10 protein-coding genes are annotated in these 15,516 nt (G+C 73.6%); 3 read left to right on the forward strand and 7 right to left on the reverse strand.

Going from position 1 to position 15,516, the window contains the following annotated elements; translation table 11 throughout:
- Window positions 1-117 precede the first annotated feature (117 nt).
- Window positions 118-1,461, forward strand: a complete 1,344-nt coding sequence (locus tag ACIGWZ_RS06795; protein ID WP_400061541.1) for a hypothetical protein — start codon at window positions 118-120, stop codon at window positions 1,459-1,461.
- Here the strand turns inward: ACIGWZ_RS06795 and ACIGWZ_RS06800 are convergent.
- Both ACIGWZ_RS06800 and ACIGWZ_RS06805 read right to left on the reverse strand, forming a co-directional pair.
- Entirely contained in the window at window positions 1,418-3,565 is a 2,148-nt protein-coding gene (locus ACIGWZ_RS06800) for a tetratricopeptide repeat protein (RefSeq protein ID WP_400061543.1), read from the reverse strand. The two genes, ACIGWZ_RS06795 and ACIGWZ_RS06800, sit on opposite strands and share 44 nt — an antisense overlap.
- 384 nt (window positions 3,566-3,949) lie before the next feature.
- Window positions 3,950-5,260: an FAD-dependent monooxygenase gene (locus tag ACIGWZ_RS06805; RefSeq protein ID WP_400061545.1), complete on the reverse strand. Its 1,311-nt coding sequence runs from the start codon at window positions 5,258-5,260 to the stop codon at window positions 3,950-3,952.
- 208 nt (window positions 5,261-5,468) lie between these two features.
- Between ACIGWZ_RS06805 and ACIGWZ_RS06810 the strand changes: the two genes are divergently transcribed.
- The gene (locus tag ACIGWZ_RS06810) at window positions 5,469-6,251 is read left to right on the forward strand and encodes a TetR/AcrR family transcriptional regulator (RefSeq protein WP_400061547.1); all 783 of its coding nucleotides are present in this window, start codon (window positions 5,469-5,471) and stop codon (window positions 6,249-6,251) included.
- 265 nt (window positions 6,252-6,516) lie between these two features.
- On the opposite strand, the gene ACIGWZ_RS06815 is transcribed toward ACIGWZ_RS06810, so the two are convergent.
- A complete protein-coding gene (locus ACIGWZ_RS06815; protein WP_400061549.1) occupies window positions 6,517-7,641 on the reverse strand; it encodes a rod shape-determining protein in 1,125 nt (374 codons plus the stop codon).
- Window positions 7,642-7,792: 151 nt separating this feature from the next.
- Window positions 7,793-9,916, reverse strand: a complete 2,124-nt coding sequence (locus ACIGWZ_RS06820; protein WP_400061551.1) for an FUSC family protein — start codon at window positions 9,914-9,916, stop codon at window positions 7,793-7,795.
- 326 nt (window positions 9,917-10,242) lie between these two features.
- Between ACIGWZ_RS06820 and ACIGWZ_RS06825 the strand changes: the two genes are divergently transcribed.
- Window positions 10,243-11,271, forward strand: coding sequence for an alpha/beta hydrolase (locus ACIGWZ_RS06825; RefSeq protein WP_400061553.1), 1,029 nt, complete (start codon window positions 10,243-10,245; stop codon window positions 11,269-11,271).
- A gap of 41 nt (window positions 11,272-11,312) precedes the next feature.
- Here ACIGWZ_RS06825 and ACIGWZ_RS06830 read toward each other — a convergent pair whose 3' ends face one another.
- The 3 genes from ACIGWZ_RS06830 to ACIGWZ_RS06840 form a co-directional block, all read right to left on the reverse strand.
- A complete protein-coding gene (locus ACIGWZ_RS06830; RefSeq protein ID WP_400061554.1) occupies window positions 11,313-11,786 on the reverse strand; it encodes a hypothetical protein in 474 nt (157 codons plus the stop codon).
- A 120-nt stretch (window positions 11,787-11,906) separates the two neighbouring features.
- Window positions 11,907-12,767: an ABC transporter permease gene (locus tag ACIGWZ_RS06835; protein WP_400061556.1), complete on the reverse strand. Its 861-nt coding sequence runs from the start codon at window positions 12,765-12,767 to the stop codon at window positions 11,907-11,909.
- Window positions 12,764-15,472, reverse strand: a complete 2,709-nt coding sequence (locus ACIGWZ_RS06840; protein ID WP_400061558.1) for an alpha/beta fold hydrolase — start codon at window positions 15,470-15,472, stop codon at window positions 12,764-12,766. Before ACIGWZ_RS06840 ends, ACIGWZ_RS06835 begins: the two co-directional genes overlap by 4 nt.
- Window positions 15,473-15,516 lie beyond the last annotated feature (44 nt).

The raw sequence follows: 15,516 nt of genomic DNA on the forward strand, positions 1-15,516 counted from the left end.
CGGGGGCCGGGGGCCGGGGGCCGGGGGCCGGGGGCCGGGGGCCGGGGGCCGGGGGCCGGGGGCCGGGGGCCGGGGGCCGGGGGCCGGGGGCCGGGGGCCGGGGCGCCCGTGTTCGGGATGTCGAAGGAGTGGCTGCTCAGGGAGGACGGCACGCCCGTCGCGGACGCGATGGTGCTCTCGCACCCCGAACAGCTGGCGCGGCTGCGCATCGCCTGTCCGCCCGCCGTCCCCACTGCCGTACTCGCCGGCGACCCCTGCTTCGATCGGATGCTGGCCGCCCGCCCGCACCGCGACCGGTTCCGCCGGGCGCTCGGCGTACGTGACGGCCAGCGGCTGCTGGTCCTCAACTCCACCTGGAACCCGGAGTCGCTCTTCGGGGACGGCGGCGCCGAGGACCTGCTGCCCTCCCTCCTCCCCCGCCTGACCGGCGAACTTGCCGCGGACGAATACCGCCTCGCGGCCGTCCTCCACCCCAACATCTGGCACGGCCACGGCCCCGGCCAGATCAGGGCGTGGCTGCACCGCGCGCGGCGCGGCGGCCTGACCCTGCTGGACCCCCTGGAGGGCTGGCGGCAGGCGCTGATCGCCGCCGACGCGGTCATCGGGGACCACGGCTCCGTCACGTACTACGCGGCCGCGCTCGGCGCCCCCGTCCTCCTGGGCGCCGCACCGCTGACGGGGCTCGACCCGCGCTCCCCGGTCGCCGATTTCGTCCGCACGGCGCCCCGCCTCGATCCCCGTGCCCCGCTGGCCCGGCAGATCGAGACGCTGATCGCCCGGCACAGCCCCCTCCCCGGCCCCGCGGAACTGACCACGTCCTTGCCCGGCAAGTCCGCGGCGCTGCTGCGGGAGATGTTCTACGACCTCATCGAGATACCCGAGCCCCCCGAACCCGCGCTGCTCGCCCCCCTGCCCCTCCCCCCGTACGAACCACCGCTGCACACCGCCCCGCTGCGGGTCCTGACCTGGCCGCTGGCTGACGGCGGTATCGCGGTACGCCGGTTCGCCGAACCCGCCTACGAGCCGGACGACGACCCGCGGGACGGTGACCCACTGGGGACGGGCGGGGCGGTGCATCTGGCCGTGCACGAGGACCAGGCCGGTCATGACGCGGTGGCGCCGGCCGATGTGATCTTCCGCTACGGGGCGTCCGACGATCCCCGGCTGGGCCCGCCGGAGCGCTGGGGCGCGGAGGTCCTGGCGCAGTGGCCGCACTGCGCGCTCGCGGTGTACATCACGCACCCGGACGCCTGCACCGTACGCACCCGGGCGGGCGCGGTGCTCCGCCTTGCCGGGGCGCCGTCCGCCCCCGACCCGGCCGCCTGCGCCTCCGCGCTGGCGGGCGGCGCCGCGCTCGACGGTCTGGTGGCGGGCGGGCTGACCGTGCGCACCGGCCGGACCACCCACCGCGTGACGGTCACCCCGCTTCGCAGCGCCGGCGCAACGCCTCCAGGTGGGTGAGGTGGAAGGCGGCCCGCTCGTCACGGAGCAGGGATATCGCCTCGTCGACCGGCGGGCGCGCGGCGGTTGGATCACCGGCGTCGAGGTGCAGCTCGGCGAGGTCGGTGAGGGTGCGGGCGGTGTTGTACGCCTCGGCGCTGTCGCGGAAGAAGCGCAGGGCCCGCTCCAGCCGTTCCTGGGAGTCGGCCCAGCGGCCGAGGCCCCGGAGCGCCCGGCCCCGATGACGCTCCAGCAGCGCGCGGGCGCGCGGCACGTCGGCGGCGCCCTCGCCGTCCTCGCCGATGGCTGCCAGCAGGGCATCGGCCTCGTCGAACCGCTCATGGGCGTCCTGGAACCGCCACTGTCGCAGTCGTAGCAGCCCCAAGGTCTCCACGGCGGTGGCCCGGCCGCGGAGATGCCCGGCGCGCTCCTCGGCACAGGCGGCAGCGAGCAGCTCCGATTCCGCCTCCTCGTACCGGCGCACTTCCAGCAGTGCCAGGGCGAGTTGGGTGTGCATGCGGCCGGCCATCCGGAAGGCTTCGGCCGAGACGATGTCCGTGCCGGTGCCTGTGCGGGTGCCGGCGTCGGCGTCGGCGGCGCGGGTACCGGACCGGAGCGCGGGCAGCAGCTCGTCGTGGCGCCCGGCCTTGAGCTGCACCGACCACAGCGCCTCGCACAGCTGGACCACGGAGTCTCGGTCCTCGAACTCCTCGGCTGCGCGGACCGCTTCGAGGATCTGGCCGAGCTCGTCGCCGAGTGCGGCCAGTGCCTCGCCGGGGCCGGCGTACGGGCCCGGCTCCAGCTGGGCGTACAGCGGGCCGAGATGCCAGCGCTGGGGGAGCACGGCGCGGTCGGCGCGTACCGCGAAACGCAGGGCCCAGGCCACGCCGCGCGATACCGCGGCGGAGCAGGCGCCGATGCCGTCCTCCTGGGCGGCGGCCGTTTCGGCATGCCGCCGTACGGAGGGGCGGAAGCGGTAGCGGCCGGCGGCCGTGGTCTCCAGCAGCCGACGGTCGGCCAACTCGGTCAGCAGCGCCTCGGCTTCCGGCTCGCCGATCGCCGCGATGGCGGCCGCCGATGCCGCGCCGATGGCGGGCCAGGGACGCAGCGCCAGCAGCCGGTAGAGCCGCGCGGCGCCGGCCGCCAGCTCCTGGTAGGCGTCCTCGGCGGCATTCCGCACCGCGTCGACGGCGGGTTCGGTGGTGGGGTCGTCGGCGGGGTCAGTGGCGGGACCGTGGTGAGACACGACGGGCTCCTGGTCCGGACGGGGAGGCTCGGTCAGCCGCACCGCGGCGGCGCGCAGCGCGAACGGGGACCCGGCACACCTGGTCAGCACCCGTGGCAGTTCGGCGCCCGCCGCGGTCAGGGCTTCCTTCCCGGCGATCCGGCCGAGCAGAGCGCGGGCATCCTGGTGGGCCAGCGGCCCGACCGCGACCGGCACCGCATCCAGGCCGCTCAGCGGCCGCCGGGCCACGACGATCGTGAACACCCCGGGCGTCGACGTCAGCAGCGGCTGCACCTGCGCCGCGGACCGCGCATGGTCAAGGACAACGAGCAGCCGACGGTCCGCGACGGTGGTGCGATACAGATCCGCCCGGTCCTCGACGGCCGGCGGGATCTCCTCGTCCGCGAATCCCAGCTGCTGGAGCAAGCTACGCAGCACCGTGCCCTGGTCCAGCGTGCCGACCGCCGAGGCGCCGCGCAGATCCATGTACAGCTGCCCGTCCGGGAACCGGCCCGCATGCGCACTCCCCCAGTGCACGGCCAGCGCACTGGTCCCGATCCCCTCGGGGCCGTGAATCAGCACCACCCGCGGACGCCCGTCGGCCTTCCGCCTCGCCTCGCGGTCGAGATGCTTCAGCAGGTCATGACGGTCCGTGAAAAACCGTACGGAGCTGGGCAGCCGACGCGGCACCGCAGTGCCGCCGCCGAGCCGCGGGGCACCACGCACCCAGGCGTCCAGCGCTCGGGCATGCATCTGGTCGCGCCGCGCACCGTCCACCAGCAGCGCGGCCAACGCCTCACGCTCGACGCTCCCGACGGGCGCCGCCACCTCCCGCCCGGCGATCCGCCGGGCCAACGCCCCTACCGATTCCCAGGCGCGCTTCCCGGCTTCATTGGCCATGGAAGCCGTCACCGCCCCAAGAACCGCCGTAACCGCCCCTATCGATATGGGATCCACCATGCCGCCGCTCCCCCTTGGCTCCCGCCCGATCGCCGACCGCCCGGCCGCCTGACAGCCCAACTGCCCGGCCGCCCGTGCCCTGCCCCGCCGTCCACCCCACCGGTGGGATCAACGCTATCGCTCCCCTCCAGGTTCCGACGAGGTCGCAGGCGGCCGCCTCCCCGCGAAGGCCGATCCACTCCGATCCGTATCCCCTGATCCGCCCCCTCCCCCTGATCCGCCGCCTTCGCCCCCGTCCCGTCGGCGTCCCGTCCTCCCTCCTCGCTTGCGCGACTGATTTCCACGCCGATCAGGTCGGGGCAGGGCGCGGTCCGACACGATCGATCACGGGTGGCCGCTGGACCCGGAGGAGGCGGCGAGCAGGGACGGGTAGTCGGGGAGGGATATGGCGGCGGAGAGGGTGTTGCCCTGGTCGAGCATGGCCTGGACGGTGGCGGGGTCGTTCAGGGCTGCGTTGCGTGCGTTGATCGCCTCCTGGGTGGTCGGGGCCAGGAATTCGCCCGTTCCCCGGCCGCCTTCCTGGCAGGGGGTGACGTACGGGCGCATCCGTTGTTCGTAGCGGGCGAAGGCTTCGGTGTGGTCGCCGTCCGCCAGGGCCAGTTCGCCCGCCAGCACATAGGCGCCGACCAGCGCGGAACCGGTGCCCATGCCTCCTACCGTGGCGCCGTGGGCAGCGTCGCCGAGGAGCACGGTCCGGCCGGTCGACCAGTGCGGCACATCGACCCGGCTGATGGAGTCGAAGTAGAGGTCGTCCGCGGCCCAGAGGGTGTCGATGAGCTCCGGTGTCCGCCAGCCGGATCCCGCGTACGCCTCGGCTATCGCCTTCTTCCGGGAGTGCGGATCGCGTCGGTCACAGGGCAGTTCCCGGCCGGATGCAAAGACGCAGAAGGCCTCGCCCGCGTAGCCCGGGTCGTCCGCACGCCTGGGGGTACGGCCGACCGTTGCCAGTCGGCCTGGCTCCGAGTAGCCGACCGATCGGGCGCCGAGGTCGGAGGCGTCCTCGGGCAGGTCCCAGCCGGCCACGTAATAGCCGAGATGGCTGACGAAGTCCTCCTCCGGGCCGAAGGCCAGGCGACGGACCGTGGAGTGCAGGCCGTCCGCGCCGACCACGAGATCGAAGGTGCGCGGTGCCCCGTGGTCGAAGGTGACATGGACGCCGTCGTCGCCCTCGGTCAAGGACCTGATGGAGTCGCCGAAGACGTACTCGGCTGGGGACGCGGTCCCGCGTCCGGGAGGGCCGGCTTGGGCGGCGGGGGCGTGCAGGCTGTGGCCGTGGAGGATGCGGGAGAGGTCCGAACGGAGGATCTCGAGCTCACCACCCGCGAACTCCGGTGGCAATGCGGCCAGTTGGCACCCCTCTGCATCGATGAAGGTCATGGGGCTGCCGCCGGCGGCCCGGCGCCTGACGGCGTCCAGGACGCCCATCCGGTCCAGTACGGACACATGCGCCGCCCCTCGGAAGTCGACCGCGAAACCGCCGCCGCGCAGGGCCGGGGCCACCTCGATCACGGTCGGCCGGTAGCCGTAGCGCGCGAGCCAGTAGGCCAGGGCCGGGCCCGCCACGCTGGCACCGGAGATCAGGACCGTCCGCCGTCGCGCCGCGACCGCCCCGCGCCCGGTCGCGGTCCCGGTCATGGCGACGGCGGCAGGAGCAGTGGCTGCGGTCGTGGTTGCGGCTTCAGCTTCGGATTCGGGCGTTCGTTGCGCCATCACATACCCCCGTGCATGCGCCGGCCCTCGGCGGCCGACCTTCGTTCACGACACCGACAAGAAAAACTGTATCCGACGGACACTGATATGTGTACCTCGGAGACAGTTTTCCGCGCGGATCTAGTATGCGGAGGTGGCTGGAAACGAGGAGAAGCGCAGCGTATTCGGGGCTCAGGCGGGCAGCGTGGAGCTGCTGTGGGGTGGGCGCGAGCGACCCAGTCGCGGCCCCAAGCCGGCGCTGAGCCTGGAACGGATCACGCGTACGGCCATGGCCATCGCCGATATCGGCGGGCTGGGGGCAGTGTCCATGCAGCGGGTCGCGGGCGAACTGGACTTCACCAAAATGTCCTTGTACCGCTACGTCCCGGGCAAGATGGAGCTGGTGGCGCTCATGATCGACACGGCCATGGGCGAACCGCCGGCCCCGGCCCCGGCCGGGGGCGACGGCGGCTGGCGGCCCGCGCTGCGCGAGTGGGCCGAACAGCTCGCGGCGGCCTTCCGGCGACACCCCTGGCTGCTGAATGCGACCATCGGCCCGCGCGTCATGGGGCCCAACGAGCTCGGCTGGACCGAACGCGCCCTCAGCGCGCTCGCGGACACCAACCTCAACGGCGGCGAGCAACTGGACGCCGTGGTCGTCGTGGCCGGCCATGTCCGGGCCATCACACAGGTGTCGGCGTCGCTGGGGCTGGGCAGCGCGCAGGCCAAGGAGCCGGAGCAGGTGATGAGCGCGGCCCTGAACGAACTGCTGGTCGGGCGCTCCGACCGGTTCCCGGCCCTCACCGCCGCCCTCGCCTCCGCCGAGGAAACCGACTCCCGTGACCAGTCCCTGGAGTTCGGACTGGAGCGCATCCTGGACGGCCTGGAGGCGCATATCGCACGGCGGGCGGAGGCGGAGGCGGAGCGACGGCGCTAGGTGGTGTCCGCAAAGTCCCGCCTGGCTGGCGGCGCCTGGCACGCACGCTCGCTGCGTTGTCGGGATCGTCCACGTAGCCCGCTACGAGGACGACCCTCCGCCTTGCGATCGCACGCACCAGACGCCGCCAGCCCCGCCCTCCGGGCGGACGACGGGACTTTGCGGACACCACCTAGGAGCGCTGCACCACCGCCGGGGCGCGCCCGACGCCCCTCGGCGGTGCCGCGCTGCCGCAAGCCCGCAGCCCCCGTATCGCCCTGACCTCCTACAGCCGCACCGCCTTGCGCGGCCGTTCCTTTGCTCCCGTCAGCAGGCCATGCAGCGAGGCGAATTCGTCGACGCACTTGGCGGTGCCGTTGACGACGCAGTCCAGTGGCTGGTCGGCGACCGTCACCGGGACGCCCATCTCCTCCTGCAGCCGCAGGTCCAGGCCGCGCAGCAGGGCGCCGCCACCGGTCAGGGCGATGCCGCGCTCGATGATGTCGCCGGAGAGTTCCGGCGGGCAGGCGTCGAGGGTGTGGTGGACGGCGCGGACGATGGCGTCGACGGGTTCGGTGAGGGCTTCGCGGATCTCCTCCTCGGTGATCTCCTGGATGCGGGGCAGGCCGGTGACGTGGTCGCGGCCGCGGACGGTGAAGGAGTCGCGGCGATCCGGTTCGCCGTCCTCGTCGATGACGACCGGGGTCCAGGCCGCCGAGCCGATGGCGATCTTGATGTCCTCGGCGGTGCGTTCGCCGATGGCCAGGGTGTGCTTCTTCTTGATGTACGCGGCGATGGCGGCGTCCAGGGCGTCGCCCGCGATCCGTACGGACCGGGCGGTGACCAGGCCGCCCATGGAGACGACGGCGACCTCGGTGGTGCCGCCGCCGATGTCCACCACCATGCAGCCGATGGGTTCGTCGACGGGGAGGCCGGCCCCGATCGCGGCGGCCATCGGCTCCTCGATGAGGTGGACTTCGCGGGCGCCGGCGCCGCGGGCGGAGTCGATGACGGCGCGGCGCTCGACGCCGGTGATGCCGGAGGGCACGCAGATGACCACCCGCGGCCGGGCGAACCGGCGGCTGGGCAGGGCCTTCTTCATCAGGGCGCGCAGCATCTGCTCGGCGGCGTCGAAGTCGGCGATGACGCCTTCCCGCAGGGGGCGCATCGCGGTGATCCCGGAGGGGGTGCGGCCGATGGTGCGTTTGGCCTCCGCGCCGACGGCGATGACCTCGCCGGTGCCGTTGACGGCGACTACGGACGGCTCGTTCAGCACCACGCCCTTGCCGCGGGCGTACACCAGGGTGTTGGCGGTGCCGAGGTCGATTCCGATGTCGTAGGTGCCGGAGGAAACGGCGGACCTGTCGGCGGTCCTGCCGGACGACGTTCTCGTGGAAGTGCTGGACGCCATGGGGAGATCGGGTGCTCTCTCTCGACTGGACGACGATCGGCTGGATGCCGATCGACGGGTGACGATCTTCGGGCATTGTGGCGCAGAAGGAACCATTGACTCACCAGAGGCAAAGGCGTCCATCGGCATGCATTGCGGGCACTCAACAAGACTACTGGGCGGGCGGAATGGTTCCCTGCGCGCCCCGGCGAGCCGCCCGGTTCCGGCCGCCCCGGCCCCTGGAGAGCGCCTCGGCGAGCTCGTCGAGGGCGTCCAGCAGCAGATCCGAGGCACGCAGGGCGACGCCCTGGCTTGCGGATTCGGCGTCCCACCGCTCCCAGACGGTGCGCAGCGCGCTCCACTCCAGCCGTTCCCGTCGGCGTACGGCGTGGGCGGCGCGCTCCAGGGAAGGGCGCAGTTCGGCGGCGAAGGCGGCGGCGCCGGGGGACGGTTCGGCGTCCTTGTCGGGGAGATGGGCCTCCATGATCATCGTGACCCGGCCCATGGTGGCGAGGGCGGCGCCGGCGGCGGTGGCCGAGGTGCGGGAGAGGCCGCGGTGGCGTACGGGTTCCTTCTCGGCGCGGGCCTCGCTCGCCTCCCAGGCGGCGCGGGCCGCGCGGGCGTCCAGGAGGGCCTCGCGGACGTGCCGGGGACGGCGTTCGGCGGGCCGGGCGTGGCGGTCCAGGACCGCCAGCGCATAACGCCCGTTGGCCTCCAGCCATTCCGCGAGGCGGTCGCGCAGCCTGGGCGTTTCCCAGGCGGGGAACAGGGCGTAGGAAAGCATGGCGAGCAGTCCGCCCAGAAGGGTGAGTACGACCCGTTCCTCGACGGTCTGGGTCCACCCCTCCCCGGCGATGCCCAGCAGGAAGATGACATAGCCGGCCACGCAGGCCGAGGTGACCGAGACGCCGGTGCGCATCAGCAGATACATGAGGAAGACGAAGACGACGGCGAGCCCGGCGCAGACATAGCGGTCCGGGTGGGCAAGCGCCATGAGGGCGCCGCTGACGGCGACGCCGACGAGCGTGCCGCTGAAGCGGGCCACGCCGCGGGAGTAGGTCTGGCCGAAGTCGGGGCGCATCACCATGACGGAGGTGAGCGGCGCCCAGTAGCCGTGGCCGAAGGGGAGGGCGGTGCCCAGGAGATAGCCGAGGCAGGCGACGGCGCTGACCCGCAGGGCGTGCCGGAAGAAGCGGGAGGACCAGCGGGCCTCGCGGTGCAGGGCGCGCAGGGCCACGGGGACGAGCCGGGGGACGCTGGGGCGCAGCAGATGGCCGCGTTCGGCCGCGGTGGTGGGGCGGGTGGCCCGGACGGGCTCGTCGGTGAGTTCGACGGCATCGGCGAGCAGGGAGATCAGGCGGTAGGCGGAGCGGCGGGCGGCGCCGGTGAGCATCGGGCCGGAGGCGGGGACCTCCAGGGTGGCCATCGCCTCGGGCGGCAGGCGCACGGGGCCGGCGTGCCGGACGGCGTGCGCGACGGCGTCGAGGACCGCGCCCGCGGCCTGGAGGAGGTCGCGGACGCGGTCGCGTTCGGGGCCCTCGAGCGGGGCGCCGACGACGGGATCGGCGAGTGAGGCGAGGACGGGCCGGACGCGTTCGGCCAGGCCCCGGGGGCCGTGCAGCTGGACGGGGCGGCGCCTGGCCTGACGCGGCGTCATTTCGGAGGCGAGGCGGGCGTCCATGAGGGGCGCCGGGTCGAAGGGCGCCACCGGGTCGTGGCGCAGGCGGCGGGCGTAGTCGGCCTCGGCGGCCAGCGCGTCGGCGAGGGCGTCGCGCTGCACTCCCCAGGGGCGGACCGGGAAGACGATGATCAGCGCGGCTTGGACGAGGCCGCCGCAGAAGATCAGGGCGGCGTGTTCCAGGGCGCCGAGGACGGAGGTCGGCAGGGTGACGGTGACGAGCATGATCGCCACGGTCTGGGTGCCGGCCAGGCCGGAGACCGGCCCGATCGCCCAGGCCATGCCGGCGAGCAGGGTCCAGCCGGCGAGGAGCAGGACGAAGGCCAGGAGGTGGGCGGCGGCCAGGTAGCCGAGGAAGGTGGAGACGGCGAGCGCGGCGGCCACGGCGAGCGCCAGGACGGGGCGGGGCCGCATGCTGCGCTGGAAGGTGACGAGGCCGGAGGCGAAGGCGCCGAAGGCGGAGGAGACCGCGAGGGCGGGGTCACCGCGCCACAGGCACAGGCCGATGACGACGGCGACACCGGCCGCGCCGCGCACCGCGATCACCGGAGTGAGCTTGGCCCGCTCGATGGCCAGCCCGGAGCGGGCGGTCTCCTTCAGGGCGCGCGACCAGGTCATATCGAGAGAATACGGTCAGCGGGACGGGGGTTCCGGAAGGTCGCCACCGGGTCGCTCCCCGGGCTCGGACGGCCGCCGCCGAGGCGGCTGCGGGCGGCCCCGAAGGCCGGCCTCAGGCCCGTGCACACCACCCCCCGTATCGGGAAAATGACGGTAAACCCGGCTTCCGCTGTACGTAAACATCCCAGGTCAGGGCGGTGTGCCCGGATTCCGGTCGTCCGGTGCGACGAATCCGACACGTCGTACAGGAAACCTTCCCGTGGCGCCGTCCCCTCTTGGCGGACAGGCCGGGGCCTTCCCGGCCTGTCCGGCAAGGAGAAGGCGTCGTGCGCAAAGCCCTGTTCACCCCGGTGATCACCCTGATCACCCTGACCTCTCTCGCCCTTACGGCCGGCTGCGGCACGAGCGCGGCGACCAAGGCGGGGCCCGTACGGTTCGCCGACCCCGGGCCGGGCACCGCCTCGCACGCCTCCGCGCCGGAGAAGGAGAAGCGGTCGCTGGTGCGTTTCCCCACGCGTCCGATCAGCTTCGCGGAGGAGAGCCGGGTCGGCGGGGCCGGGGAGAACACCCCGATAGGCGTGACCACCCTGCACGGCCCGAAGTCGGGCTTCACCGGGAAGGTGTGGGTGTGGGCGCCGCCGGAGTACTACGACAAGCGCAACGCGAACAAGGGCTTCCCCGTGATGGAGGCGCTGCCCGGGTCGTACGGCTATCCGGTCAACTACTGGATCGGCTCGGACCTGAAGCTGGAGGAGAGCCTCGCGCAGTGGTCCAAGAACGGCACCAGCCTGCCGTTCATCCTCGTCATGCCCGTGCTCAACCCCAACGACAGGCAGTACTACGACGGCAGCGACATCCCCGGCCAGCCGAAGATCGGCACCTGGCTGAGCAAGGACGTGCCCGATCTCGTACGGCAGAACTTCCGCACCCTCAACACCCGTGACGCCTGGGCGATCATGGGTTCGTCATCGGGCGGGTTCGCGGCGCTGAAGAACGTGCTGCAGAACCCGGGCACGTTCAAAGTGGCCATCCCCAACGGGCCGGACATCGTGCCCGACTCGCCGCTGTGGAACGGCCACGCCCGGGAGGAGGCGGCGAACAACCCCGAGGTGCTGGCCCGGCGGCTGATAGCGCGCGGCGGACCGGAGGTCCTTCTGGCCTTCCAGGACGGCTCGAAGGAGAACACCGTGCTGCCCAAGGTGCGCAGGTTCATCGCGCAGTACGGGCACGGGCCGATAAGGACGCGGCTGGGGATCGTGCCGGACGGTACGCACAGCGCCGCCACCTATGTGCAGGGACTGGGCGAGGGCACGATGAAGTGGGTCAGTGACCATATGCAGGGGCCGACCGCCTGAGGGCCGGCCCCGGCGCCCGGCCCCGATCCACCGCACCGGCCCTACGACGCGCAGTCGACGTCCTGGAGCTCGATGGGCTGCGAGTCGAGGCCCACATAGGCGGTGAAGGACTCGCGGGCCCCGCCGTCCCAGAAGGTGGTGACGGTCGCCCAGCCGACACCGGCGGACTGGGCCGTGGTCACCTTGCCGACGGAGATCTCGCGGGGCGCGTTCTGGGCGCACAGCAGCAGGTCGTAGCCCTCGGTGTGGGCGGCGCGGTCCTTGAGGTAGTCCGAGACCTGGTGCTCGCGTGCCCAGCCGGTGGGGCCGTGGTGGCCGTAGAAGGCGGTCAGGAAGCGGCGGATGTCGGTGGCGTCGTGCCGGCCGTTGGGGTCGGTACGGACGGCGCCCGCGGCCGGGCCGGCCGATTGCCGGGCGGCGGCGGGAGCGGCGGTGGCCGGGACGGCGGCGAGGGTCAGGGGCAGGGCCACCCCGAGGGCCGCGACGGCGGCAGCACGCGAAACGGTACGGAGCATGTGATGTCCTCAACTTCCGGAATTACCGCTGTATGAACGCTGTGCACGTCTAGACACCGGTGCCCGCCGAATGGTTGCAACACCTCGCCGCAGGACGGCCGTCCGCCGCTCCGTACGCCCCTACGACACCACGTCCTTGCGCGCGAACCCCCGGAACGCCACCGCCACCAGCACCAGCGCATACGCCACCGACACCGCCGCCCCCTGCACCATCCCCGACCACTCCATCTGGGGCTGGAGGGCATCGGCCCAGGAGAACTGCCAGTGGGCGGGCAGCACCTCGCGCCAGGCACCCAGGGCGGTGACCTGGTCGAGGACGTTGCCGACGATGGTCAGTCCGACGGCGCCGCCGACCGCGCCCAGCGGCGCATCGGTCACCGTCGACAGCCAGAACGCCAGGGCCGCGGTGACCAGCTGGCTGACGAAGAGATAGCCGACCACCACCGCCAGCCGGGGCACCGCATCGGCCGCCGACAGCGCGCCGCCGGTGGGCAGTTGGAGCGGCCCCCAGCCATAGGCGGCGGTGCCGACACCGAGCGCGACCAGCGGCAGCAGCACCATCGCGGCGGCGCTGAACGCCAGCCCGACGGTGAGCTTGCTCAGCAGCAGCCGCGCCCGCGGGACCGGCGCGGCAAGCAGATAGCGCAGCGAGGACCAGCTCGCCTCGGAGGCGACGGTGTCGCCGCAGAACAGCGCCACCGGGACGACGAGGAGGAAGCCCGCGGAGACGAACAGGACGGTGGCGGCGAAGTTCGCGCCGGAGGCGGTGGCCGTGTCCATCAGGGTGATCCGGCCGTTGCCGCGGCCGGCCGGGTCGCCGCCGATCGCGAACGCGGCGACCAGCACGAACGGCAGCAGGGTCAGGATCGCGGCGATCACCAGGGTGCGGCGGCGCAGCAGCTGGCGCCGGGCCTCGACCCGGAGCGGGAGCGTGCGGCGCGGGCGGTAGCCGGGCGCCGCCGCCGTGGGGGTGGCGGTCATCGGGCGTCGCCTCCGATCAGGGTGAGGAAGGCGTCCTCCAGGCGGCGGTGCGGGCCGATGCGGTTCACCGGGATCTCCAGCTCGATGAGGCCGGCGAGGAGCGCGGGGGTGCCGTCCGGGTCGGTGACGCGGATCAGCAGGCCCTCGTCGGCGCGGACGGCGGAGGCGACGCCGGGCAGCGCGGCGGCCTTCTCCACGAGGGCGTCGGAGAGCGGCAGGGCTCCCGCGACGCCGACCAGCAGGGTGTCCCCGGAGCCGATGATCTCGGCGACCGGACCGGCCTGGACGAGCCGCCCGCGGTCCATGACGACCAGATGCGTACAGCTCTGTTCGACCTCGGACAGCAGATGGCTGGAGACGATGACGGTGCGCCCGGCCGCCGCGTAACGGATCATCACGTCGCGCATCTCGCGGATCTGCGGCGGGTCCAGGCCGTTGGTGGGCTCGTCGAGGATCAGCAGATCCGGCAGGCCGAGCATGGCCTGGGCGATGGCCAGGCGCTGCCGCATGCCCTGGGAGTAGGTGCGCACCGCGCGCTGCAGGGCGTCGCCGAGGCCGGCGATCCGAAGGGCCTCGGCGAGGTGCGCGTCGGCGGCGGGGCGGCCGGTGGCCTGCCAGTACAGCTCGAGGTTGGCGCGGCCGGACAGATGCGGCAGGAATCCGGCGCCCTCGACGAACGCGCCGACCCGGGACAGCACCGGCGCGCCGGGCCGGACGGCCTGTCCGAAGACCCGGATCTCGCCCTCGTCGGGCCGGATCAGCCCCATCAGCATCCGCAGCGTGGTGGTCTTGCCCGCACCGTTGGGGCCGAGCAGGCCCAGGACCTGCCCCTTCTCGACGCGGAAGGACAGCTCCCGTACCGCATAGCGGTCGGTGGACCCGGCGTAGCGCTTGCTCAGGCCGCCGATCTCCAGCGGGACATCGGCGAGCGCCGGGTCGGGGGCGGGCGCGGCGGTGCGGCGGCGGGCGGTGAGCAGCAGCAGCGCGGCGAGGACGGCGGCCGCGGCGGGCAGCGCCCAGGTCCAGGCGGGCAGGGGGGCGGCGGCGCTGCGTACCTGGGGTGCGGTGGGCACGGCGAGCGCGCTCTCGAGGGAGACGGTGTACGTGGCGGGCCGCGCGGGTGAGGCGTAGCCGAGGTCGGTGGCGGCCAGCACCAGCCGCATGCGGTGCCCGGCCGCGAACTCGTGGTCCACGGCGGGAAGTCGGAGGCGTACGGTCCGGCCGTCCCGGGCGTCCTGGATGCGGTACGGGGTGACGAGCTGGGACGGCAGCACCTGGCGGCGGCCGTCGGGGGCCACGTCGTAGACCTTGGCGAAGAACACCGCGTCCGGGGTGGTGGACCGCACCCGGACGGTGGCGGTGGGGCTGCCGGTGAGATGGACGGGGGCCGGCAGCGGCTTCGAGTCGAAGCGGGCGTTCTGGCCGGGGAAGTCGAGGGAGAGGCCGGCGCCCGCGGAGGACAGGCCGCCGAGCGCGCCGATGCCGGGCACCGTGGAGATGGCGGGCGGTCCGGCGCCGGCCGGGTTGGCGAAGCGCTGGGTGCGTCCGGCCAGTTGGACGCGCCGGGGGTCGTTGTCCAGGCCGGGGTAGCGGTCGCCGCTCGCGCCGCGCAGCCGCAGGGACCCGTTGGTGGAATCCACGCCGCCGCTGCGGCTGATGCGGAACGCGGGCCCGGTGTCGGCGCCCTTGTCGCCCTTCAGATAGCGGTCGAACCAGGCCTTCGTACGGGCCGCGACCCGCGCGCTCTCGCGGTCGCCGCCGTCGTGCCCGCCGGCGATCCAGTCGATGTCCACCGGCGCACCGTTCCTGCGGATCGCCTTCGCCATGGCGTCGGCCTGGCCGAGCGGGAAGAGGGAGTCCTGCCGGCCCTGGATGATCAGGGCCGGCACCTTGATGCGGCCGGCCACGGCGGACGGGCTGCGGGCGGCGAGGAGCCGTCGGGCGGCGGCGTCCGGTTTGCCCGCGACGGCGACCCGCTCGTACATCGCGCACAGTTCCGCGTCGAACTTCCCGCAGCCGCCGGACGCCCCGGTTGCCGTGCCGGGTGCGGCGGGCGTGCCGGGCGTGGCGCCGGCCGCGCCGGTGGTGAAGAAGATGCCGGCCCACAGCTTCTTGAAGACACCGTTGGGGAAGAGGGCGTCGGCGAGGTTCCAGTAGGTGATCGCCGGGGCGATCGCATCCACCCGACGGTCGTATCCGGCCGCGAGCAAAGAGATCGCGCCACCGTAGGAGGCACCGGCGACGCCGACCCGGGGATCGCCGGCCGCATCGAGCCGGACCTCGGGCCGCTTCGCCAGCCAGTCGATCAGCCGGCTGACATCGGCGACCTCGCGGTCCGGGGCGTTCAGCCCGATCTTCCCGGTGGACCTGCCGAAGCCGCGGGCCGACCAGGTCATCACCGCATAGCCGTCCCGGGCCAGTTGCTCGGCCTGGGTGCGGACATCGGCCTTGCTGCCGCCGAAGCCGTGGCCCAGCAGGACCGCGGGGCGGCGGCCGGACGAGGAGCCCGCCGTGAAGAAGGAGGTGTCGATGCGCGCCTCCTTCGCCTTGCTGCCCGGCTTGCCGTGCACCGTCACGAACCGGTCCTCGCGGTGCACTGCGGGCGCGGCACCGGAGGAGGCGGCCGCCCAGGTGCCGCCTCCTATGAGGACGGCCAGGGCGCCCGCGGTCGCGTACAGGCGCCGCCCGCGCAGTCGGAGATCCATGGTCGAATCCTAGGCAGGGCACGCCCGCGGGCGCCCCGTCCCCC

The organism is Streptomyces sp. NPDC053427 (assembly GCF_044544985.1).
Taxonomy (GTDB): Bacteria; Actinomycetota; Actinomycetes; order Streptomycetales; family Streptomycetaceae; genus Streptomyces.